General features: G+C 55.1%; 23 protein-coding genes and 1 pseudogene. 9 read left to right on the forward strand and 15 right to left on the reverse strand.

Annotation, left to right across the window (positions count from 1 at the left end; all coding sequences use genetic code 11):
• A pseudogene (locus B5E43_RS04890) lies at window positions 1-295 on the reverse strand (hypothetical protein); the annotation flags it as partial.
• 312 nt (window positions 296-607) lie between these two features.
• Between B5E43_RS04890 and B5E43_RS04895 the strand changes: the two are divergent.
• Complete coding sequence (locus B5E43_RS04895) at window positions 608-1711, forward strand: HAMP domain-containing sensor histidine kinase (RefSeq protein ID WP_087394212.1); 1104 nt, start codon at window positions 608-610, stop codon at window positions 1709-1711.
• Window positions 1712-1955: 244 nt separating this feature from the next.
• Here B5E43_RS04895 and B5E43_RS15435 read toward each other — a convergent pair whose 3' ends face one another.
• Together B5E43_RS15435 and B5E43_RS04905 are read right to left on the reverse strand one after the other, a co-directional pair.
• The gene (locus tag B5E43_RS15435) at window positions 1956-2489 is read right to left on the reverse strand and encodes a hypothetical protein (protein ID WP_242964715.1); all 534 of its coding nucleotides are present in this window, start codon (window positions 2487-2489) and stop codon (window positions 1956-1958) included.
• A 150-nt stretch (window positions 2490-2639) separates the two neighbouring features.
• On the reverse strand, window positions 2640-6326 hold the full coding sequence (locus B5E43_RS04905; protein WP_242964724.1) for an acyl-CoA dehydratase activase: 3687 nt from the start codon (window positions 6324-6326) through the stop codon (window positions 2640-2642).
• A gap of 295 nt (window positions 6327-6621) precedes the next feature.
• On the opposite strand from B5E43_RS04905, the gene B5E43_RS04910 reads away from it, so the two are divergent.
• From B5E43_RS04910 to B5E43_RS04935, 6 genes are all read left to right on the forward strand, one after another.
• Window positions 6622-7299, forward strand: a complete 678-nt coding sequence (locus B5E43_RS04910; protein ID WP_087388209.1) for a Crp/Fnr family transcriptional regulator — start codon at window positions 6622-6624, stop codon at window positions 7297-7299.
• 129 nt (window positions 7300-7428) lie between these two features.
• Window positions 7429-8448, forward strand: coding sequence for an ABC transporter substrate-binding protein (locus B5E43_RS04915; RefSeq protein ID WP_087394214.1), 1020 nt, complete (start codon window positions 7429-7431; stop codon window positions 8446-8448).
• Window positions 8438-9187: an ABC transporter permease gene (locus tag B5E43_RS04920; RefSeq protein WP_071432120.1), complete on the forward strand. Its 750-nt coding sequence runs from the start codon at window positions 8438-8440 to the stop codon at window positions 9185-9187. The genes B5E43_RS04915 and B5E43_RS04920 overlap by 11 nt, the downstream gene beginning before the upstream one ends.
• Window positions 9181-9867 (forward strand): ABC transporter ATP-binding protein, encoded by a 687-nt coding sequence (locus B5E43_RS04925; protein ID WP_087394216.1) that lies wholly within the window; start codon window positions 9181-9183, stop codon window positions 9865-9867. The genes B5E43_RS04920 and B5E43_RS04925 overlap by 7 nt, the downstream gene beginning before the upstream one ends.
• A 78-nt stretch (window positions 9868-9945) precedes the next feature.
• Window positions 9946-10275 (forward strand): cupin domain-containing protein, encoded by a 330-nt coding sequence (locus B5E43_RS04930; RefSeq protein ID WP_087394218.1) that lies wholly within the window; start codon window positions 9946-9948, stop codon window positions 10273-10275.
• A gap of 20 nt (window positions 10276-10295) precedes the next feature.
• Window positions 10296-10640 (forward strand): cupin domain-containing protein, encoded by a 345-nt coding sequence (locus B5E43_RS04935; protein WP_087394220.1) that lies wholly within the window; start codon window positions 10296-10298, stop codon window positions 10638-10640.
• Between the two features lie 245 nt (window positions 10641-10885).
• Here B5E43_RS04935 and B5E43_RS04940 read toward each other — a convergent pair whose 3' ends face one another.
• From B5E43_RS04940 to B5E43_RS04970, 9 genes are all read right to left on the reverse strand, one after another.
• Window positions 10886-12979: a heavy metal translocating P-type ATPase gene (locus B5E43_RS04940; protein ID WP_087394222.1), complete on the reverse strand. Its 2094-nt coding sequence runs from the start codon at window positions 12977-12979 to the stop codon at window positions 10886-10888.
• Between the two features lie 52 nt (window positions 12980-13031).
• Complete coding sequence (locus B5E43_RS04945) at window positions 13032-13304, reverse strand: DUF6110 family protein (protein WP_087238102.1); 273 nt, start codon at window positions 13302-13304, stop codon at window positions 13032-13034.
• 18 nt (window positions 13305-13322) lie between these two features.
• Window positions 13323-13445, reverse strand: coding sequence for a DUF6219 family protein (locus tag B5E43_RS15440; protein WP_343214270.1), 123 nt, complete (start codon window positions 13443-13445; stop codon window positions 13323-13325).
• Window positions 13446-13472: 27 nt separating this feature from the next.
• Window positions 13473-14393 (reverse strand): AraC family transcriptional regulator, encoded by a 921-nt coding sequence (locus B5E43_RS04950; RefSeq protein ID WP_087394224.1) that lies wholly within the window; start codon window positions 14391-14393, stop codon window positions 13473-13475.
• A gap of 110 nt (window positions 14394-14503) precedes the next feature.
• The gene (locus tag B5E43_RS04955) at window positions 14504-14926 is read right to left on the reverse strand and encodes a flavodoxin (RefSeq protein WP_087394226.1); all 423 of its coding nucleotides are present in this window, start codon (window positions 14924-14926) and stop codon (window positions 14504-14506) included.
• Window positions 14927-14971: 45 nt separating this feature from the next.
• The gene (locus tag B5E43_RS04960) at window positions 14972-15523 is read right to left on the reverse strand and encodes a DUF3793 family protein (protein ID WP_087394228.1); all 552 of its coding nucleotides are present in this window, start codon (window positions 15521-15523) and stop codon (window positions 14972-14974) included.
• Window positions 15524-15738: 215 nt separating this feature from the next.
• Window positions 15739-15912, reverse strand: a complete 174-nt coding sequence (locus B5E43_RS14845; RefSeq protein ID WP_139193410.1) for a FeoB-associated Cys-rich membrane protein — start codon at window positions 15910-15912, stop codon at window positions 15739-15741.
• Window positions 15912-17918, reverse strand: a complete 2007-nt coding sequence (locus tag B5E43_RS04965; RefSeq protein ID WP_087394230.1) for a ferrous iron transporter B — start codon at window positions 17916-17918, stop codon at window positions 15912-15914. The genes B5E43_RS14845 and B5E43_RS04965 overlap by 1 nt, the downstream gene beginning before the upstream one ends.
• A 137-nt stretch (window positions 17919-18055) precedes the next feature.
• The gene (locus B5E43_RS04970) at window positions 18056-18268 is read right to left on the reverse strand and encodes a FeoA family protein (RefSeq protein WP_087394232.1); all 213 of its coding nucleotides are present in this window, start codon (window positions 18266-18268) and stop codon (window positions 18056-18058) included.
• Window positions 18269-18512: 244 nt separating this feature from the next.
• Here B5E43_RS04970 and B5E43_RS04975 point away from each other — a divergent pair, with 244 nt between their 5' ends.
• Window positions 18513-18914: a metal-dependent transcriptional regulator gene (locus tag B5E43_RS04975; protein WP_087394233.1), complete on the forward strand. Its 402-nt coding sequence runs from the start codon at window positions 18513-18515 to the stop codon at window positions 18912-18914.
• Between the two features lie 261 nt (window positions 18915-19175).
• The gene (locus B5E43_RS04980; RefSeq protein WP_087394236.1) at window positions 19176-19574 is read left to right on the forward strand and encodes a metal-dependent transcriptional regulator; all 399 of its coding nucleotides are present in this window, start codon (window positions 19176-19178) and stop codon (window positions 19572-19574) included.
• Between the two features lie 287 nt (window positions 19575-19861).
• Here the strand turns inward: B5E43_RS04980 and B5E43_RS15445 are convergent, their stop codons facing one another.
• Genes B5E43_RS15445 through B5E43_RS04995 form a run of 3 tightly spaced genes read right to left on the reverse strand, consistent with a single transcriptional unit; the run spans window position 19862 to window position 20990 of the window.
• Entirely contained in the window at window positions 19862-20014 is a 153-nt protein-coding gene (locus tag B5E43_RS15445; RefSeq protein WP_242964716.1) for a hypothetical protein, read from the reverse strand.
• A gap of 37 nt (window positions 20015-20051) precedes the next feature.
• Window positions 20052-20297, reverse strand: coding sequence for a cation transporter (locus B5E43_RS04990; protein WP_087394240.1), 246 nt, complete (start codon window positions 20295-20297; stop codon window positions 20052-20054).
• 6 nt (window positions 20298-20303) lie between these two features.
• Window positions 20304-20990, reverse strand: a complete 687-nt coding sequence (locus tag B5E43_RS04995; RefSeq protein ID WP_087394242.1) for a class I SAM-dependent methyltransferase — start codon at window positions 20988-20990, stop codon at window positions 20304-20306.
• Window positions 20991-21016: the final 26 nt, after the last annotated feature.

Consider the following 21016-nt stretch of genomic DNA (forward strand, 5'->3'; position numbering starts at 1 on the left):
TGACCCCCTGGCCAAAATCCATCACCTGATACTCTCCGTCGCCCACCAGCAGGATCAGGTAAGTGCCCATCTTATTGATGATGCCCTGAATCTCCTGCTTCTCTTCCTCCTGCTCCTTCTCCTCTTCCTTCTGCACGGCGGGCTCCTCCTTCTCCTTTGCCGAGGAGGACGCTGGAGGCGTCTGTCCGCTCCCCGCGGCAGGTTTGATCCCACGTCCCATGCCGGCATGACAGGAACAGAGCAAAATCCCCAGCGTCAAAATTCCGATTCCCAGCACGATAGCCTTTTTCTTCATCACAATTCACTCCTTATTATGTCTGGAATCCCCCCTGTTTCCCAGGCGGTTGGATTCTGTTTGTTCCCAAGCAAATAGTCTCGTCCCGTTCTTGCCCTATTCTTGATCCTGAGGCTCTTCTTTGGCGGACGACCTCCTTTCATATATTAGGACTGGAGACAATGTTGGATGGTTGCAGAGTTATTTCTTATCTTTTTCTTAAGAGCGGTGTTCCCCATCCAAGACGCCAACTCTTGACAGAAGGGATTCTTTTGTTAAGATGAAGCTGTAGCAAAGGACTTTACCAAGGTACAGATTAACCGCTCCCTGGATATGCTGACCGACACCATATCCTCCAATGACGGTGCCTTCCCTCCCGTTGAATCCTCCCAGCACCAGCCCCCTTCCCGCTTCCCCTACCTGGATGTGATCACCAAGGAGACCCCCTTCACCACCCGTTTTTTCACCGTATGGCTGAACGAGGAACAGGAGATCGTCCATATCAACATGGACTCCGTGGCCACCATCTCCAAATCTGACATTGAACGTTACGCCCGCAAGGTGGCCTCTCGGGATTCTGAACGGGGCTGGATCTCCGATTACCGCTATAAGGCGGTGGACACGCAGAATGGCTCCATTATGGTATTTGTCAGCGGTACTATGTATCAAAACACCACAAACCGTCTTTTATTCACCGTATTTTTGGTGCTGCTGGGCAGTGCGGCGCTGATTTTGATCCTGATTATTCTCATCTCCAAGCCTGCCGTGCGGCCCGTAGCGGAAAGCTACGAAAAGCAAAAGCAGTTCATCACCAACGCCAACCACGAATTGAAAACGCCCCTGACCCTGATTCTCTCCAATCTGGACATTCTGGAGTCAGAGTTTGGGAAAAGCGAATGGCTGGACGACATCCGGGGTGAGGGGGAGCGGATGGGCCTGCTCATCAACCAGATGGTCATGCTGTCCCGGATGGATGAGAGCAACGTCCATCTGGAAAACTCGGACTTCTCTTTGAGCGGCGCGGTTGAGGACACCGTCTCTGAATTTCAAGGTCTGGCGGAGGAGCGGGGATACACCATATCCCAGCAAATCCAGCCTGAGCTCTCCTACCACGGCGACGAGTCCATGATTCGCAGGCTCATTGCCATCCTCCTGGACAACGCCGTGAAATATTGTGACCCCAACGGCTCCATCCAGGTCCGCCTCTACCAGCGCAGGCACCCCATTCTCACCGTGGAAAATACCTATGCCGCTGTGGACCATCTGCCCCTGGACAAGCTGTTTGACCGCTTTTACCGCGCCGACCAGGTCCGCACCTTTTCCGGCAGCTTCGGGATCGGCCTCTCCCTGGCCCAATCCATCGCCAGAAGCCACCGCGGCTCTATCACAGCCTATAAGCGCGGAGGCACCATCGGCTTTCGGGTCGATTTGAAATGAGTCTCCCCTTATCTCTATTTCTGTTTTCTATCCCCAGGCGGTCTGCCAATGGTAGGCCGTCTTTTTTATATTCTTGTGAACGGGGCATTTCTTTAGTTCCACTTTAGGATGGGACTGTAGCTCATAGGAACTAAAACCGGGAAAAGGATTGCACATATGGAATTAAGAACAGATAAAAGGCCGCCGGTCTGCCTGAACCGTACAGGCAGACCGGCGGCCTTTTGCATGGCATAGGAAGGTGAACTTATTGATTCAGCGGGAAGAGGATCTTCATCAGCACATGTTCTGCGGTATTGGTGTGATCCACGCTGAAATAGAAGCGTTTCCCCGCGCTGTCCATAAGCTCAAACTGACCTCCGCTGCAGAGAAATCGGATGCCCAACTGCTCCAAAGTCCGATAGAGCGCCAAATGCCATTCGATCCAGTTTTGGACACCGTCCTGCAGCAATGCATCCCGAAGCCATTCAAATTCAGGCGGAACCAGATGCTTTTCTAAAAACAGACGCCATAAGGTTTCCTTTTGCTGCAGCTGCAATCCAGACAAACAGGCAACGGGGTTCTCTTGCGCCGAGTCGGTATCCAACGAAACATAGCAGTACTTCGACTCTTTGCGGAAGCACATGAACCAGTCCAGGCAATACTGATTCTCGCTCTGGTTGTCCATCCGCTCCTTGGCTACGCCGCAACTAATGCCGCTTCCCCGGACCACCATGGCATCTACCGGCTGGATTGGGGCATGGGGAGCAGCACCCTTCCTGAGCTGTGCTCCACCAGACACAATCCATATTCAGGGACATACATCGGGTCAAATCAACAACAGGTTTTTTCCTTCACCACTCCTCCGGTGCTTTTTCTACAGCCTCGGTCGATAAAAACAAAAGAGGCTTCTATAAACTGCCTGCACGGACAAAGGGTATGATTCTGGGGTTTATTTCAGGTAATAGAGGAAGGAGTTTAGGCGGGACCAGGCGCTCTCGTCCCAATCACTGTCCATGGCAAGATGTAAGTGGGGGATTCCACCCATTTCACCAGTCATATCCAACAGTGTTGCTGTGTTTTCATACCGGGGAGCCAGCGTCAGCACACCAGCCGATGTTCGGCCAAGTTCCCGTGCCTTGGCCAAACGGTACCGACCGTTGGCTCCGGCAAATCTCGGCAGCAGCTGATCCGCTGCAGTACGCATCCCCTCTGGATCTTTGGAGAAGCTGCTTCTCGCCCCCAATAGGCGCCCCAGTTCTGTCATTTGATCCGTCCAGGAAGCGGCTATGACACTTCCGGAATCTCGCCAGAGAAACCAGAGGTACTCGCTCAGGGGGGCACGATACAGAGGCCGGCCCTGCCTTTCCAGCGTTCCCAGCACCCCGTCGTTTAGAGCAAACAGCGTAAGGGGTTCTCCCACCGCGGCAAGAGGCTGGCTTTTGACAGGGATGCTTCCGATTTGCGCCGCCAACGTGCTCAGGCTGTCCCAATTTGGAATGTCGTCTGGACTTAGTGCGCTGCGCTGCTCAGGCGGGGCGCACAGTATGAGATCTCCTGCCAACACAGCTCGGAACAACAGGTCTGGATCTGGGATGTTCTCCGGCAAAGTTTCCAGTTCCGGGGAAACCAGTGTTACCCGCTCCAGTCCCCGGTTGGCAAGCACTGCCTCCACCGCCCACGGGTACTGGCCGTCGGCCTCCGCGCCTTGGGTGGAGGGAATCAGCATCTGAAAGGAATCGGATTCCTTCTCCGCTGCGTTCAGAATACCACCCAGTAATGCGGGGAAGGGAAGGTACTCTTTGGAACTGGTCTCCCCCCGGCCCAAAACCAGGGAAGTGCCGCCCAGAGGCATGGGATGGGTTTCCACATTCCATACCATTTCAGCATATTTCCTAAGATATGTGGTAAACGGCGGCAGATCCAAAACATATAAAGGGCCGTGGTTTGATTCTGGGATATCAACGACTTTGGTAGAGCAGTGTTCCACAGCTGTGAGCTTAAAGTGATCCGGCAGTGGCTGAGAGGAACGGCTTTCCAGACTCTGGAGAAATGCCTCGATGCGAGTAATAACGCCTACTGGTGAGAAGTGCTCATCCACTTCGATGTGCAGATAGGGTTTTTCGCCCATCTCCTTCCGGAACAGATAGGAGAGCATCGTATCCGGTCCGCAGCCGTGATTGGTGAGATAGACGGCGTACAGATTAGGGTGATGGGCCACGAGTTTCGCCCCGGAGAGGATGTGTTGTCCGAAGGGCCAGTACAGATTGGGGTAGTCCGCTGACAGATCCAGGTCGTGAGCAGGTAAATGGGAGAGAGTAATTACCTTGTGCCCCCGTTCCAGCAGCAGACGAGGGATTCCCATATTCAGCACCGGATCGGAAAGACCGTAGTTCCGGGTGATCAGTACAAGTACTTTGTCCTCAGGATTCAGAGAGGAAAGCAGTTCACGACCCTGCCGCTCTACTGCTGCTGTATGCCGGCGTACCGCTTGGGCTCCGGCCATCAGGGCAGGCAGACACCGCAGTTTGGGGATGCCAAGCTGTTTTCCAAGGCCCAGCATAGCTGATGCCATCGCTTCCTGCCCAAAGTCCAGATCGAACACAGGGTTGAGCAACTCAATGCCCCGCTCCGCCAGACGAAGGGCACGGGCGGCCAACTGAGGTGCGGTCTGCATATAGACACAGCCGTAGTTGTGCTCAACCTTGGAGGTCTCATGCCTCATGGTATGGATGGAGGGGAGAAAGATATAGTCAACACCGCGCTCTGCCAACCAGGCCATATGACCATGGATCAGCTTTACCGGGTAACAGGTCTCCGCCTGGGCTGTCTGTTGGGAGAGGCGTATGATCTCCTCGTTGGTAGACGGCGAGAGCAGTACATTGAATCCCAACTGCCGGAAGAAGGCATTTGCCATAGGAAAGAACTTGTGGATCATCAGGGCAAAAGGTACACCCACCGTTTTCCTTCCGGGGACAGGTGTTGGATCATAACCTTCCAACAGCAACCGTGGGCCACGCTGGTAAAAGGCGATGTTGCGTTGAATCTCCGCGGACAGGGCGACCTCCGCTTCCGGCTGCCTGTCGAACCCATGGAAGCGGGTAGGGCCTTTCTTGGATTCCAGTGCCAGCAGGGCGGCGCCGTATGCTCCACTGATGGAGAAGCAGGGAGAGACTGTGAGCCGATCTCCAAATTCCTGGCGGAAAGCGGCCACGATGCCGGGGTTATAGGCCACACCGCCCTGGAGCACAATATGGTGTCCTACTGGCTTGCTCCCAACTACTTTGTGGAGATAATTTCGGACAATGGACTGGCACAAACCGGCTGCGACCTCTGCCTGGGTGGCTCCCTGTGCCTGGGCAGATTGGATAGCGGTCTCGATAAACACGGTGCATCGCTCTCCCAATTCCACAGGGGCCTTTGCAGTAAGAGCCAGGCGGCCGAAGTCCTTCAAAGGGATGTTCATGCGTGCGGCCTGCTCCTCAACAAAGGAGCCGGTTCCGGCAGCACAGATTTTGTTCATTTGAAAGTCTGTAACCTGCCCATTCTGAAGGGAGATGTATTTAGAATCTTGACCGCCGATCTCAAAGACGGTATCTGCTTTGGGCATACATTGGATGGCAGCTCTTGCTTGGGCTGTAATCTCATCTCGCACGGCATCCGCACCGATGAGCCGGCCGATCCGCTCTCGTCCGGAGCCAGTGACGCCAACTGCCAGAAGGGGAATCCGCCCAAAACGGGAGCGGATATTCTCCAGGCCCTTTCGCACCGCTGCCTCCGGGTCTCCGGCGGTGCGAAGATACTGGAAGTCCACCAGTTCTCCGAATTGATCCGTGAGAACCAGGTCTGTGCTGGTAGAACCTACATCAATGCCCAAAGCGTAGCCCTGTGGTGGGATATGGCCGGAAACAGGCGGATCAGATACAAAAACCTTGGGATCAGGCCCCAGTGGCTGACGACGGTGCAGCCGGTCTTCCGTGTTTGAATCCTGCCCACACAGAGAGGCCAGTAGTTCTCCCATGGAACAGGTGCCTGCCTCCTGAGCAGCCAGCGCAGCCCCGGCGGCGCCGGCGTAGAGGAAATTCTTCGGTAAAATCAATTCTTCTTCCGTGAGACCAAAAACATCCCGAATAGCCCGAAGAACCCCCGCATTGTAGCCAACTCCGCCGCATAAAGCCACAGGCTTCTCCACAGAAAGTCCCCGCACAATGACTGCTTTATAGTTGCGGACCATTGCGTAGCAGAGCCCCAGCAGAATGTCAGGAGTAGGCACTCCCTCCTGCTGTCGGTGAATGATATCCGTTTTGGCAAAGACAGCACATCGGCCAGAGAGGCGTGGAATGGAGCGAGCCTTTGCTACCAGTTCGGAATAGTCTTCGATCCGCAGGCCCAGCCGGGACATTTGGTCTTCAAAAAAGGAACCAGTGCCCCCGGCACAGTGTTCATTCACTGCAAATCTGGGCGGAGTGCCACAATCCAGAGCGGTGAGGAAACGGGCGCTCTGACTTCCAATTTCAATGACAGATTTCGCTTCCGGTGCCAGCAGATGGATGCCGCGATGGATGGCGGGAATATCGCCCAGAGTTAAAAGTCCGGGACAGACATCTAAAAGTCGATTTCCTATGCTTCCGGTAAGCATCACTGGATAGCCGCAAGCATTGCTATCCGCCTGCAGTAGTTCGCCGAGAAGTGCCCGAACTGTTTGAACTGCGGCACCATGATGCGCGGAGGATTTGAACCACAAAAGCTCCCTCTCCTGTGAGAGCATAGCCAGTTTGACAGTAGCAGTTCCGCAATCTAAACCGATCCCATTCATGGACAGCCTCCATACATTGACATTTCATTGTCTAAGCAGTATAATAATGGTTAGTTATCGCTAACTATAAAGAAGCTTTTTGTTTTTGTCGGTTGCCACAGCAACACGGAGGGATCTCATGGGTTCGATTTTTGCGGCGATGCGCCGTTGCCAGCTGTTCGACGGTATTCCGGAAGAAAAGTATCAGAATGTTCTTAACTGCCTGCATGGAGAAGTGCGGGCAATTCCAAAGGACACAATTCTGCTGCGGATCGGTGATTGCCAAAAGCGCCCCGGCGTTGTTATGTCTGGCACCTTAAGGATCTCACTTTACAGCGAGGACGGAAATCTACTAACCATTGATCGCCTGAGTAGGGGGCGCGTGTTTGGGGAGACATTGGTCTGCTCCATGTCCCAAGACAGCCCCATTCAAATTGATGCCCTTAACGATACAGAGGTGCTCTATCTGGACTTTGACCCTTTGTTGCTGCAGCAAGAGAACGGGTGTCCATACCGGATGCGGGTAACCGCCAATTTGTTGCAGGAAATGGGAAGAGGAGCTTTATTCCTCAACCAGAAAATGCGTATTTTGGCACAGAACCGGCTTCGCAATCGGATTAAGGTCTATCTTCAAGGTTTGCCAGTTGCCTCCAATGGTGAGATACGCTTGGAGATGGGACGTGGAGAGATGGCGGACTATCTGTGTGTAGATCGCAGCGCCCTTTCCCGAGAACTGGGCCGAATGCAGAAAGAGGGTATTCTTACTTATCAGGGACAGGTTATTCAAATTTTGGACAGTAAGTTTTTAACCGCATAGACAGAAAAATCAGGGCTATCCGTTGCCATAGCAACGGACGGTCCTGTTGTTTTATGTAATAATCCTGCTTGTGGTTAGCTATGTCTAACCACAAGCAGGATTATATTGATTCAGATTGGAGGATCGCAAATGAAACGCACCCTTGCTTCCATCCTGGCTTCTGCTATGATGCTCTTTGCCCTGGCCGGTTGTGCCGGGGGCAATGCGCCTTCGGACAGCACCAACCAAAACGACACAGCAGAGGAATCCAGCCAGGCCGCCGAACCGATTACCATCTCTGTAGGCGTGCCCACTGCCCCGCCTGCTCTGCCGGTTCTTCACATGATGGAGGAGCAGCTGCTGGGGGAGAATGTGACAATTGACCTGAATGTGTGGAATGCCCCGGAAGAACTTCTGGCTATGGTCCAGGGCGGAGAACATGACCTGTACGCATTTCCCCTGACCGTGATATCCACCCTCTATAATAAGGGACTTGATGTACGTCTGATGAATGTGAACACCTGGGGCGTTACGTACTTTATGACCACCGATCCGAATTTCACAACCTGGAGTGACCTGGAGGGCAAGACGGTATATATCCCGCTTCAGTCCTCTCCTCCGGATGCGCTCACCCAGTATTTTATGAGTGAAGCCGGCCTGACGGTGGGTGAAAATGTCCAGGTGGTCTACGCCAGTACTGCAGAAGTAGCCGCCCTTTTGGCCTCCGGGGAGGCGGAATACGCCACCTTGATCGAGCCCCAGGTTACTTCCGCCATGGTACAGAATGAGAATGTGCGCCGGGCACTCAGCTTTGAAACCGAGTGGCAGCGATCCACCGGCACCGATACCATGATCCCCAACGCGGGCTTCGGCACCACGCAGACCTTCCTGGACGCGAACCCGGAGCTGGCCGCCCAGTTCCAGGCGGCTTATGAGGAGAGCGTGCAGTGGGTGCTGGATCACCCGACCGAGGCTGCTGCTCTGGCTGAGGAGTATCTGGATATGAACGCTGCTGTGGTAGAAGCTGCCATTCCCAATATGGGCTTGACCTTTAAGAGTGCCCAGGATGCCAAAGAGGAGCTGGATACCTTCTATAACCTTCTTTACAACTTTGAGCCCTCTATGATCGGCGGAGAGTTGCCCGATGAGGGACTGTTCTATGCAGGGTAAGACGGGACTGTGGTTCCGCCGTGCCTTGGGAGTGTGCCTACTGCTGGGAGCCTGGCAGCTGGCCGCTCTCTTTTTCCCGCCGCTGGTGGTGCCCCCCATTGCCCAGGTCCTTTCCACATTGGTTAGGTTGATGACGCAGTCGGACTTCGGAGCCACCATAGGAACAACAATCCTGAGGCTGATTGCCGGATTGGCCATCGGTGTGGGAGTTGGCGCTGTTCTGGGACTGTTGTTTGGCCTGTGTCCCAAGATAGAGGACGTGGGAACCCCACTGATCCATGTACTCCAAGCCATTCCGCCCGTATGTTGGGTGGTTCTGGCACTGGTGTGGTTCGGATTTAACGGAAAGCCCTGCGTCTTCATTGTAGCCACAGCCACAGTTCCAACTGTGGTGATCAACCTTAGTCACGGCGTCCGCAGCGTAGATCCACGGCTGTTGGAGATGGCGCGCCTTTACCAATTTTCCCGCTGGAAGACGCTGCGCCATGTAACCCTTCCGTCTATCCGCCCCTATTTCCGCTCAGCGCTGGAAATCGTGATCGGAGGCGGATGGAAGCTGGCAGTTATGGGAGAGGTTCTTACTACAAACAGCGGAATCGGAGGAGCCATCACCACGGCCCGGCTCAACATCGAGCCCGATGCCATCATTGCCTGGTCGCTGCTGCTGGTATTGGGATGCTATCTCACACAAAGATTGCTGAGGATGGCTTTTTGCGGGAAAGAAGGTGTGACATGCTGAAACTGAGCGGAATCACCAAGTCCTATGACGGATTACCTGTCCTGTCTGACTTGTCTTTGACCCTTTCTCCGGGGGAGATCGTGGCTCTGATCGGTCCCTCCGGCTGCGGAAAGACCACGCTTCTTAACCTGATTTCAGGCCTGGCAACACCTGACACGGGTACCATCGAGGGAACCAATACTCGGCTGAGCTATATGTTTCAAAGTCCACGCCTGCTGCCGTGGCGAACAGTGGAAGAAAACATTCGTCTGGTTCGTGAGGATGCTGAGCCGGAGGCAGTGCGTACCCTCATTTCAGATGTAGGGCTGAAAGGCTTTGAGGGATACTACCCCACGCAGCTCTCCGGGGGCATGGCCCGTCGCTGTGCGCTGGCACGGGCCTTCCATTTTGGCGGAAAGTTCTTCCTGATGGATGAGCCCTTTCAGGGGCTGGACTACGGCATTCGCATGGAGATGGTGAATATGCTTCTGGAGATCTGGCAGATCAAAAAGCCGGGTGTTCTGTTTGTCACCCACGAAATTGATGAGGCGTTGACCGTGGCCACCCGAATTGCTGTCCTGACACCCAGGCCAACCACCATTCAAACATGGATCACCCTGCCTGGCCGGGAAGGCCGGGATGCCTCGGCACCGGAGCTGACTGAGATCCGGCGGGAAATTATTGGTCGCATCACAGCCTGATCGTTGTTGCTGTGGCAATGGAATGATCCCGTTTCCTGGGGTATCATAAGGATAAAACGACCCATGGAGGTATGAGTAATGGACTTTTTACGCAACCTGCCCACACAGCAGCCCCAGCAGCTCACCCAGCTGATTCAGATTCAACCTGGCCGCGTGGTCAGTATGGCTATGAGCCGGCAGGAACACTGCCAAATGACTCTTTTGGCCTTCGGCGACGGGGAGAGTATCAGTGAGGAATGCTATTTTGGCGATACCCTCTACTACATTCTGGAGGGGGCGCTTTTTGTCTCTGCGGGTGAGGACAGCCGCTGTCTTCAAACGGGCGATTGCTTGGCTGTTCCCGCCCATACTCCCCACGCAGTAGTTGCTCCGGATGGCTGCAAGCTGCTGCAGATCACGCTTTCATAATGATTTAGGAGGAATAATTCATGGAAACCCTGATTAAGAATGTCCCTCATGCGCAGCCCTTTGCCTTGAAGGGGCAAGTGGAATATGAAGCGGGTAAGGTTGTCAGCCTGACCCTGGCCCAACAGCCCGGTGCGGGGATCACCCTGTTTGCCTTTGATGCGGGTGAGGCCATTAGCACCCACGCTGCTCCCGGAGACGCTATGGCGACTATTTTGGAAGGAACGGCACAAATTACCATTGACGGCGTTCCCCACACCCTAAACGCAGGAGAAGCCATTATCATGCCTGCCGGCATCCCTCACGCAGTACAGGGCGTGACAGCGTTCAAGATGTACCTGGTGGTCGTGAAGACCCCGTCCTGCTGACAGAAAAAGAACGGACTCCATAGAAGCATTTTGACATCTGTGAAGCCCGTTTTTTATTCCAGTCCTGTCAGCAATTCGGCACACCCAGCATATCCAGCTCTGTGGGATCATGCGTGACAAGCAGCACGGTTTTTTCCATGCACAGGCGTTAGGAATATAGAGGCATGTATCAGGCAAATAATTACCTATTTAGAAAGAAGTAAAATAAGGAGAGGCGATCTCTGTAGATTGCCTCTCCTTATTCGTCATGGTGTATTCTTTTTGCTAAGTGGTAATGCACTCATACTCCGTAAGCTGACGCCCAGGGTGGAAAGATTGTGCAGCGTGGCGGAGGTGGCTGGTGGCAGGACTCCTGCCACACCGAGAGCGATCAGGGCGCCGTTGAAGCCAATGACAAAGCGATAGTTGGAGTGGATGCGCGCCATCAGCGCCATGGCGATCCGACGCAGCTCTACAAGCTCCCAGAGGCTGTCAGCGGCAATGGTGATGTCTGCAATCTCCCGGGCGATGGCGGCGCCGTCGCTGATGGCAATGCCCGCATCCGCCTCGGACAAGGCCGGTGAGTCGTTGATGCCGTCGCCCACCATCAGGACGGTATGCCCCTCCCGGCGTAGCCGTGCCACATACTCCGCCTTGTCCGCCGGCAGGACTCCGGCGCGGAAGTCATCCACTCCCACCTGTGCGGCGATGGCTGCGGCGGTGCGGTAACTATCGCCGGTGAGCATGACGGTACTGGTGACTCCCAGAGCACGGAGGGTGGACAGGACTTCCTTCGCCTCCTCCCGCAGCGGGTCGGAGATGCAGATCACAGCGGCCAGCTGCCCCCCTACTGCCAGATACAGGTGGGAATACTCCGGCGGCAGGGCATCAAAGCGTTCCTGCTCGCCCTCTGGAATGACGCAACGCTCATCCTCAAAGATAAAGTGCGCGCTGCCGATGAGGACTCGCTCCTCATCGACGGCGCTTGCGATGCCGTGAGCCACCAGATACTCCACCTTGGAGTGGTACTCCTCGTGGCGCAGGCCCCGGCGCTTGGCCTCCTCCACCACGGCGTTGGCCATGGAATGGGGGAAGTGCTCCTCCAAACAGGCAGCCAGCCGCAGCATTTCGGATTCCTCTTTGCCTCCGAAGGACACCACCTGAGCCACCCGGGGGCAGGCGTGGGTCAGGGTGCCGGTCTTGTCGAAAACGATGGTGTCGGCGGCAGCCACCGCCTCCAGGAACTTGCCGCCCTTGACGGTGATATGGGCCCGTCCCGCCTCCCGCATGGCAGAGAGGACGGCCAGAGGCATGGCCAGTTTCAGGGCGCAGGAGAAGTCCACCATCAGCACCGACAAAGCCCGTGCCACATTGCGGGTAAGAGCAAAACTCAGCAGGCTCCCTACAAAGGTATAGGGCACCAGCTTGTCCGCCAGATTGGCAGCCTTGCTCTCAGCCTCCGACTTCATCTGCTCCGACTGCTCGATCATGTGAACGATTTGGTCATAGCGGCTCTGACCGGAGGCCTGCTTCACCTCCAGCACACACTCGCCCTCCTCCACCACGGTGCCGGCATAGACTGCGCCTCCGGGTCGCTTGGGCACCGGGATGGACTCACCGGTGAGGGACGCCTGATTGACGGTGACCTCCCCCTCCAGCACCAGGCCGTCCACGGGGACGATGCCGCCGGCGCGGACGACTACCGCATCCCCCGGCTGGATCTGGGACACGGGAACCAGCACTTCGCCCTGGGCTGTGCGCAGCCAGACCCGGTCCACATTCAGCGACATGCACCGGGCCAGATCCGCCACAGATTTCTTTCTTGTCCACTCCTCCAGCAGTTCGCCCACCTCCAGCAGGAACATGACCATTCCGGCGGTTCCAAAGTCCCTTCTGCAGGCGGAAATGGAAATAGACAGGGCATCCAGCAGTTCCACCTTGATGCGGCGGCGCAGCAGGCAGCGCAGTCCCCGCCGTACAAAGGGGATCATGTGCCAGAGTATGCGGGCAATCCGCAATGGAGGTGGGAGAAACAGGGTACAGGCAGCTTTGCACACTACCTTAGTTACCAGTTTCTCCTCGAATTCCCGGTTCAGCGCCCGGCTGCTGTGGGCGGGCAGTGCGGTGGTCCGCTCCGCCTCCTGCCAGGAAAAATGCCGAATGGCCTCCAGCACAGTTTGTCGATCCCCATCGTAGTACAGGATCACAGCACAGGTGCGCTCATGGACGGTGACCTGTCGGCACCAGGACTTTCCCTGAATCCATGCCTCCAGTAGATCCGCTTGAGCGAGCGTCATCTGTTTCTGGCGCAGCCGGAACCGGATGCGCCCCCGGCTCTCGTGCAATATGGTTGCGTTCATAGATTCCTCCTTCAAGAAAAAAGGGAGCCGCTGGCGGCTCCCTCTGGGTCAATCAGGCTTCTTCGCTTTCCAGATTGGCAGCGGCGGCTTCCTCCGCTTCCTTTGCAGCCCGGTCCTCGTTCAGCTCCTTGGCGGAGGCCAGAATGTCCGCGGCGTTCTCCTGCACCGTGGTCACGGTTCCCATGACCGAGTCCTTCATCCGCAGGCCGGCGGCCGTGACATGGACATAGGCCTTTTTGGCGTCCTTGCTGGACAGCAGCTTAACGCCAAAAGAGCCAAATAACGCACCGCCCGCAAAGCAGGCCAGTTTCGTATAAACACTCATTGCAATACTTCCTTTCCCTTATTTCCGCTTGTAGCCGGTGACCATGACCATAATCATGCAAATCACAGCGCCCCAGGCCCAAAAACGATGCTGTTTCATCGCTCTCACTCCTTTGATCACTTTGGAATGTCTGGTTATTATAGCAGGAAATGTGGGAGCTTGTCGCTGTCAAAACGGACGCAGAGTTGCGGTTTCCGACATTTTTCTGTACTGGCCGGGAGTCATGCCATACTCCCGCTTGAACGCTGTGTTGAACTGGCTCATACCCTCATACCCCACAGACTGCGCAATTTGCTGAATGGACATTCGGGTGGTGCAGATCAGCTCCTGTGCTCGCCGGAGGCGCTGCTGGATCAAATACGTGTGGATCGGTACGCCGTAGGCGCGGCGAAAACCTTCTTTCAAGAAGGTCGGGGAAACGGAAAACTGTTTGCAGAGGAGCGCAATGGTGAGCTTATCAGACAGATGCGTCTGTATGTATGCCTTGACTTCCAAGAGGCTGTGGGATACTGGGCAGCCTGAGCCGGAGAGAGATTCATCCGATTCAGATACCTCGGTGCAGAGCAGATACAGCAGTTCTACCGACTTGAAAACACAGTAGCGTTCCTGCTCCTGCTCAGACAGATAGCGAACGGTTTCAAAAAATGCCTGCGTCCAAGGCGTGCCGTGCAGGGCCGTGCAGCCGTTTCTTGCTGTCATCTTTTTCTTGACGATCCTGGTGTCCAGCTTCATCCCCAAAGTGGAGCAGACCGTCACAAGGCTTTCCTTTGCGGCTTTTGCGTCTACGGCGATCAAAACGCCGCCCAGGTTTCCGCTACACTGACACCAGCGGAGAGCAGAGCTGTCGGAGAGGAGGAAGATCCCCGGCGCCTCCACCGTGCAGGAGGTACCTTGTAACGCTCGGACAGTAAGGCGACCGGTCAGGCAGAACAGTACCTCAAACTGGAGCGGTGTGCCGCACACCGGGACAGACCGCAGAGGTTCCTGCTCCGGCTCCGGCAGGGAAAACCGGCAGATCTGCACCCCTGGCATACTGCTGCTCCAACGGCCTGTGCCGGAGTCCTGGCTCGATAAATATTCTTTCAGCATGATTTCTCACGACCTGTTTCTCTGGGTTCGGAAATGGTTTTGCCTATGCTGACTGGGGATACAGGCAGAAGGCAGGAGACGAGCGCCTCCTGCCTTCTGCGGTGTTTTTGTCAGGCCAGCGACGCGCCCAGTTCGCGGCAAGCCGCCAGAGCGTCATCGTCCGGAGCTTCGTTGCAGATCACGCTGTCACAGGCCAGATTGGCGCCGTCGTCGTTGCAGCGGGACTCCCAGCTGCGCATCCATTCGCCATCGCCCCAGCCGTAGGAGCCGAACAGGGCGATATTCTTCCCGCTCAGCCTGCCCTCACAGGCGGTGAACATAGGCTCGAACTCGCTCTCCTCCAGCTGCTCCGACCCCATGGAGGGGCAGCCGAAAGCGATGGCGGAATACTCGCTGACCTGCTCCGGGGAGAACTCTGCGGCGGTGATCACAGATACCTCGGCACCCTTGCCCTTGGCTCCTTCGGCCACCGCCATGGCCATGGCCTCGGTGTTTCCCGTGCCGCTCCAATACACAACTGCAACTTTACTCATAAGACTTTAGCGACCTTTCTTTCTGGATTTGTTATGGTAGAAACATCAACCAGCCACGGTGAGCTGCTCGATGGATTTCCCTTGCTGCCACTGCCGGGAGTAGATTTTGCTGCACATCTCGTATTTCTCAAAGAGGTTTCTGGCGGCCTGCTCGTCGCCGTAGACCTTCCAGCAGCCCACGCATTTGTGATTGCACGCCCGGTTGCAAATAAAGCCCAGCACATCCTCAGGGGGATAGCTCAAAAACAGGCCGATCTCATGGGGAAATTCCCCCTCGCTCCGGAGCCGGTGGATCAGGTGAACCACGCAGCCATTGGGGTTTTCCGGCACATAGCCGTATTTGAGAAGCAAGGCTCTGGCGCGGTAATCGGTCAGATCGCTCTCCAGTGCATTGGGCCGGTAGGCGTAGATCAAAGCGCGGCCTTTGCGAACCCGAAGCGGAAGGACGCGGATGCCCTTGGGCACCAGTTTCTTGTTCAGCCGACACAAGTCTTTCGTCAGATCCTTCCGGCTGGGGCAGGCACAGGAAAAAAGATTTCCCGTCTTGATTCCCGCCAGGGTGGGAGAGCAGTGACGAATCAGCAGATCCTCTGACATAACACGCCTCCTTGTATGGTACGTCGCTTCCAAAGCAGGAAGTTAGCAAACGCTAACCTATATTCAAAAAATAATTGGGATTTCTCCCGGCAGTTAGCAATAGCTAACCCGTATTCTGATTTTAATATATCACATCGTGTTTGTCAATAGGAAAGTTCATGGATACATGAAATGATCAGCGGGGGCCATCCAAACGGAAGGCCCCCGCATCTTTTCTATTTCTCGTGGGTACTGCAGCAGCAGTGATGCTGGTCTGCCTTTTTGGAACTGCAAGAGCATCCATCCGGGCAGCCGATACACTTCTTGCCGCTCTTTTTTGCCTTATAGACATAGAACGCGGCGGCTGCGATAATTACCACAAGAATGCCAATTACGATATAGTCGATCATCAAGCTCTCGCTCCATTCAGCGCATACTCCTGCTTCAGATCCTTATCCGCCTTCAGGCACAGCCACACCAGAATTGCGGCGAACACAATTACAGCGATGAGACCGGGGACAAAGCCGGCACCAATGGAACCGGTGGTGATCAGGGTGCCAATCTGGTAGACCAGGAAGCCCACTGTGTAGCCGGTACCCAGCTGGAGGCCGATACCGCCCCACAGCCACTTCGCGCTCTTCATCTCGGAGTTCATGGCGCCGATGGCGGCAAAGCAGGGAGGTGTGTACAGGTTGAACATTAAGTAGGCCAAGGCCGCCACCTTGGTGATGGCGATGAAGCCCGCTACCTCGGCGCCGGCGCCCTCCATCATCTCCAGGGCATCGGTGTCGATGAGGTTCTCCAGACCCACAAAGCAGACGGCCAGCGTGCCCACCACATTTTCCTTGGCAATGAAACCGGTGACGGCGGCGGCTGCCAGCTGCCAGCTGAGAACGCCCACGATGGGCACCAGCAGATAGGCAAAGGGATGAGCGATGGAGGCCAGAATGGAGCTGTCGGCGGTCTCCGCCACCTGGAAGCTCCAGTTGAAGGTCTGCATGATCTGCACGGCGGTGTTGCACAGCAGAATAATGGTGGCGGCCTTCACGATGTAGGCCCAGCCCCGGGCACACATGGCCTTGAAGGCGAACCAGAGAGAAGGTACCTTATACTCCGGCAGCTCGATGATAAAGAAGGACTTGCGGTTCTTGTAGCCGGCGATCTTGTTGACCAGCAGGGCGCCCAGGAAAATAAGCACGATGCCGGTGAAGTACATGAGGAAGCTTACCCAGCCGGCATCGTCAAAGAAAGCACCGGCAAACAGGGCGATGACGGGGATCTTGGCGCCGCAGGGCATGAAGGGGGTCAGCATGGCGGTGGCCCGACGCTCCCGCTCGTTGCGGATAGTACGGCTGGCCATGACACCGGGAATAGCACAGCCGGTGCCAATGACGAAAGGAATCACAGACTTACCGGACAGGCCCACCTTCTTGAAGATGGGGTCAAGTACCACGGAGACACGGGACATGTAGCCGCAGTCCTCCAGCAGGGCGATGAGGAAATACATGATCATCACCAGGGGCAGGAAACCAACCACGGCGCCCACGCCGCCGATGATGCCGTCGGCCAGCAGCGCGGTCAGCAGAGGGTTGGCGTCAGCCAGCAGCACCTCGCCGACGTAGCCCTGGAAGGTCTCGATCCAGGCCACCAGGGTGTCTGCAATAAACGGCCCCACCCAGACCTGAGAGATCTGAAACACCAGGAACATGACCACGGCAAAGATGGGAATGCCCAGGAACTTGTTGGTCAGCACGGCGTCAATGGCGTCCCCCGTGCCCTTGTCCTTGGTGAGGACCTTCCGCTTCTCCACCTGGGAGACCAGGGAATTGACAAACGCGAAACGCTTACGGTCGGCTTCCTCCACAACCTTCTTGTCAGTCAGATCAATGTCGCCCTGGACATAAGGAGCTCTTTGGATTTTACCGCTTTGTGCAACAGCGGCGTCCACTACGGCCTTCAGCCCTTCCGCGGCGGTGGAGACGGTCTCTACCACGGGACAGCCCAGTTTGGCGGAGAGAGACGCTACATCAATGACGGTCTGCTTTTTTGCATTGATATCGCTCTTGTTCAGGGCGACCACCACGGGGATGCCCAGTTCCAGCAGCTGGGTCGTGAAGAACAGGCTGCGGCTCAGGTTGGTGGCATCCACAATGTTGATGATGGCATCGGGATGTTCGTGCTTTACATAGGAGCTGGTGATGCTCTCCTCCGATGTGAACGGGGACATGGAGTAGGCGCCGGGCAGATCTACGGCGATCAGATCTTCCGTCCCGCTGCTGTAGGCTTTCTTAATGGGGTGCTCCTTCTTTTCAACCGTCACGCCGGCCCAGTTGCCCACCTTCTCATTTCGCCCGGTGAGGGCGTTGTACATGGTGGTTTTGCCGGAGTTCGGGTTGCCAGTCAAGGCAATACGCATGACATTTCCTCCTTCTCTATGTGTGCGATGTACTTTATTCACAACTCAGCGGTTGCCCTACGCTAACCGTTGGGCAGAATAAACATGAATGAATACCTTAGATCTGGGGCTCTGGGGCGTAATAAGTGCTCCAGATCTTATATCTCGATGGCCGAGGCCAGCTGGTTGTCGATATTGTAGCGGCCATCCTTGATGGAAACCACGCAGCCGCCCTTGAGGTGGGATACCACGGTCACCGGCTCTCCCACATAGCAACCCAAAGAAAAAAGGAAAGCATTCAGCTCCTCATCGTCCGTATTGATTTGCTTGATGATATATTCCTGCCCGTCCAGAGCATCCAACAATGACATATCCATCACCTTTTCAGCGTTGATTCGATCACTTGCTCACAGCCTGGTTAGCGATAGGAAACCAGGCCACGTAAAAATTAGGTTAGCAATATCTAACCCTCTGCTATAATATACCATGCCAAATCAATTGTCAAGCGGGAACCTATGTTCAGCAAAGAAAATCTCCGTTTCCGATAAACAGGCTGGTTCATTTTTCCGGACTGTGCTATAATAATCAAAATGCTTTATCCAATGGAGGTCTTGTATGGCAATCCATGAATCTGGTCAGATGTATTTGGAGACCATTTATATTTTAAGGCAAACAAAATCCTTTGTGCGGGCCATTGACGTGGGAGAACAGATGGGCTATACCAAGCCCAGCGTCAGCCGTGCATTGTCCATTCTAAAAAAAGACGGTTATGTGGAGGTGGACGGAGAGGGCGCAATCACTCTGACATCAAAAGGTCTCGCCATTGCTGAGACCATGTACACCCGGCACACGGTACTGACAGAAATGCTCAAGGGTCTTGGCGTGGATGAAAAAACAGCCGCAGAGGATGCCTGCAGGATCGAGCATGTGATCAGCGAAAAATCCTTCGCCGCCATGCAGGCTCACCTGAATCAGACAAAAATATCTGATGTAGAGTCTTCGGGAGCACAGGACTGATCTTCAGAAAGCTACACCGCTGACAGGAAATCCGAACGCTCAGGGTACAGACCGCTACCTGCCGAGAGGACAAGGGGTTGCGGACGGGATACACACATTGACAACAGTATCGGTGTATGATAGAATCCAAGTGGTTAGCGTTTGCTAACCACTTGGATTCTTTTGCTTATATTGAATTCAGACAATAGCCTACCTATGAAAAGAAGGTCTGGACTTGGCTCAAAACCATAGCGGTTGCCGGATGGACAAGGAGTGATGGGATTGGAAGTGCGTGCGTCAGCGGAAGATTATCTGGAAGCTATCCTACTCCTTCAGAGGAGAATGGGGGTGGTACGGTCTGTGGATGTAGCACAGCATCTGAAGGTATCGAAGCCAAGTGTATGCCACGCGGTTGCCTCTCTGCGTGCAAAAGGATTTCTGCGAATGGATGAGCGTCGTTTCCTGATCTTGACCGAAGCGGGCCGTTCTGTCGCCGAAATCACACTGGAAAAGCACCAATTCTTCTCTGCGATGCTGATGGAGGCCGGTGTTGACCCGAAAACCGCAGAAAAGGAAGCCTGTCGCATTGAACACGCAATCAGCACGGAATCCTTTGAGAGATTAAAGCGACTCAAAAAAGAATATACCAACCATTCGGCTGGAGGAACCTGTGCCGATTGAATTGTGGAAAGAGCTGCTTGCCCCCTGCGTTGAAATGACATTCGGTACCGATCATGCTTTTATCAGGAGGCTATTAAGAACAGATTGATCAAAGGCGGCTTTTTAGCTTTGCGTGGTGCCGCTGGAGTTACTGGAATGATAATGGCAGCAGTGCAACATCCGGCAAGCGCGTGGGTAACGCCACCGGGAAGGATGATAAGCAACATATAAAGCGGTGGATGCAACAACGCATCCACCGCTTATTTTGATAGGGATAAGTTCACAACTAAGCAATTCTGTGACATAAATCAAAACTTTTGCGATAGATCGCCCTTATGTGGCTGCTGGCTTTTCAAAACTTTTCGGGCAGTTTTTTTGATGTTATGGCACACGCCAAGAATGGCGATGCAAAACAGCAAGGCTGCTAATCCATATCCAAACGACTGCATTGCCGCGTTCATGTTCACGCCTCTTTTCTGACCGCTGCGCCTAAAGACCTCAGCCAAACAATTCTCTTTTTTTGTACGGCTCCTGCTGGATCGCTCCGACCTCATACCCCGTGCCGCGAATGGTGTTCATAAGAGCCTCCGTGTCCAGCTCTGTTTCAGAGAGGATCACGGTCTGGTTTTTGCTGCGGGAAGAATTTACCTTTTTGACCGGGCAGGCTTTGCGCACGGCGTCATTGACATGAGCCTCGCACATCCCGCACATCATTCCGTTGACTTCCACTGTGTACTTCCACATGTTCTATCACTCCTTCTTGACTTTTGGATCATCGTGCTGTGCGGACCGGACGGTAGCCTGCCGTGCCGCAGTCCGTTCATCCGGGATCTTCCTGGCCATCAGACAGCACAGCGGCGCCAACGAACTCCCGAGAAGCTGATGGCGAACGATGGAATAGCCGTACTCGGACAGGTATGCCATCAGCTCCCCGGCAGTCCAGACATGGTACACCCGAAAGCCTGACAGCCCCATGAACCAGAGCCGGAGTCTGGCGCTTCGGCTTTTGCCCCAGACAAAGGTGGGGGCGAACAGCCATCCCCCCGGCTTCAGAACCCGCCAGGCTTCCGCCAGAGCCTTTTCCGGGTGAGGCATGATATGGAGGGCGTTGGAGATCACGACCGCATCGAAGCTCTCCGGGCCGTAGGGCAGCTTGGTGGCGTCCTGGACGGAAAAGTGGAGCCGGGACGAATGCATCTGCTTTTTGGCCTGACGGATCATTTCAGCTGAAAAGTCGGTTGCCTCCCAGCTCCGGACACATGGAGACAGCGGCACGGACAGCTGGCCTGTTCCGCAGGCCAACTCCAGTACGTCCATGTCCCGTTTCAGAAAAGGACGCATTGCTTTGCATATCTGCTGATAGGTTGTCTGAGAGCGGCGTATGAAACCGGAGTAATGTCGTGAAAACCGCTCCCAAAACTGCTTGTTGTCATCCATACAATATGGTCACCTCAATGATGGTT

The sequence above is a fragment of the Flavonifractor sp. An100 genome (assembly GCF_002161175.1).
Classification (GTDB): Bacteria; Bacillota; Clostridia; order Oscillospirales; family Oscillospiraceae; genus Lawsonibacter.